The organism is Agromyces sp. GXS1127 (assembly GCF_050565425.1).
Classification (GTDB): domain Bacteria; phylum Actinomycetota; class Actinomycetes; order Actinomycetales; family Microbacteriaceae; genus Agromyces.
On the sequence record NZ_JBOCIG010000020.1, the window covers coordinates 1 to 1,196 of the forward strand.

Annotated in this window: 2 protein-coding genes; both read right to left on the minus strand. The window is 69.2% G+C overall.

Translation table 11 applies throughout. The annotated features are described in order from the left end of the window. Positions 1-62: 62 nt before the first annotated feature. Positions 63-857, minus strand: a complete 795-nt coding sequence (istB, locus tag ACQ393_RS17590) for an IS21-like element helper ATPase IstB (protein ID WP_430648155.1) — start codon at positions 855-857, stop codon at positions 63-65. Further along, on the minus strand, positions 857-1,196 hold a 340-nt coding region (locus tag ACQ393_RS17595), incomplete at its 5' end, for a Mu transposase domain-containing protein (RefSeq protein ID WP_430648156.1). The genes ACQ393_RS17595 and istB, both read right to left, overlap by 1 nt.

The window sequence follows — 1,196 nt, forward strand, 5'->3', positions numbered from 1 at the left end:
TGTCGACGACGGTTGAATTCTGGTCGTTTGCGGCGGCCGGAAAGTGAACGGTCGCGGGCAGTCTAGCCGTGGTCTTGTTCGGCTCTGATGCTGGGCAGGGTGTCGATGCCGCGGTCGCGTAGCCGGTAGCTGGCGCCTTTGAGTGCGAGGACCTCGGCGTGGTGGACGATGCGGTCGATCATCGCTGCGGCGACGGTCTGGTCGCCGAACACGCCGCCCCAGCCGCTGAAGGGCAGGTTGCTGGTCAAGATCAGTGACGCGTGTTCGTAGCGGGATGAGACGAGTTGGAAGAACAGGTTCGCGGCGTCTTGCTCGAATGGCAGGTAGCCGACCTCGTCGACGATGATCAGGCTGTACCGGCGTAGCCGGGTCAACTCGTTCGGGAGCCGACCGATGCGGTGGGCGTCGCTGAGCCGGGTGACCCAGTCGGTCGCGGTCGCGAACAGCACCCGGTGCCCGGCACGGGCGGCGGCGATGCCCAGCCCGGTGGCCAGGTGGGTCTTGCCGGTGCCGGGCGGGCCAAGCAGGACGACGTTGCGCGCCTCGGTCAGGAACGCGCCGGATGCCAGGGCGGCGATCGGCTGGCGGGCGGCGGGTTGGGCGTCCCAGTCGAAGTCCTCCAGCGTCTTCCGGGCGCTGAACCCGGCGGCGCGGATGCGCAGTTCCGCGCCGGACGCGTTGCGGGCGGCGACTTCGCGTTCGAGGACCGCGGCCAGGTAGTCCTCATGGGTCCAACCGGCGTCGCGGGCGTGATCGGCCAACCGGGCGGCGGCTTCGGTGATCCTCGGCGCTTTCAACGCGGCGGCGAGGTAGTGGATCTGCTTGACCGTCTCGGACGTCGTCTTCGCGGCACCCATCAGTGCTCGTCCTCGTCATGGCCGGTCAGCCCGAACGCACGGTCGTAATCGGCCAGGTCCCGGCCCAGTTCGTGCCCGGCCGCGGCCTGCCGGCGGGGCTGTTGGAACAATCGACGCAGCCGGGCGGCTTCTTCGACATGGCCCGGGTCGGTCAGAGTCATCCCGCGCGCCCACACCCGATCGTGCTCGGCGACGATCCGGCCGTTCATCCGCACCCGCACCCGGTCCAGGTCCGCGGTCACGTCCACGATCCGGCCGATCGCGGCAGGGTTCACGGAGTAGTCGTTGCTGTCGACACGGACGTAGTAGTCCCGACCCAGCCGAACCCGATTGCGCCAG